The following is a 259-nucleotide window of genomic DNA, read 5'->3' as shown; positions in this document are numbered from 1 at the left end:
CATCGAACGGCTGGCGCGCGTGGTACGCGTGCACTCGGGCGACCCCGACCTGGATGCCGCATCGATCGCGACGCGCGTGAAGGCGAAGCGGCGTACTCCGGTCGCCTCCGCGGAACGCGTGCGGACCGTGCTGACGCTCGTGCCCTGGCTGCTTGAGCGCGACGATGTGCCGGTCGCGCAGATCGCGGAGGCGTTCGAGGTGACGTCGGGCGAGGTGCGCGACATGCTCAGCACTCTGACACTCGTGGGCGAACCCGCC

General features: G+C 70.7%; 1 protein-coding gene. It reads left to right on the top strand.

Annotated features, from left to right (window positions below):
* A partial coding sequence (locus SB658_RS25190; RefSeq protein WP_410603151.1) for a hypothetical protein occupies positions 1–259 on the top strand: 259 nt, incomplete at both ends.

The sequence above is a fragment of the Bacillus sp. SIMBA_008 genome, assembly GCF_046535495.1.
Classification (GTDB): domain Bacteria; phylum Bacillota; class Bacilli; order Bacillales; family Bacillaceae; genus Bacillus; species Bacillus subtilis.
The sequence above is the reverse complement of the archived record's forward strand: the minus strand, read 5'-3'. Positions and strand labels throughout refer to the sequence as shown.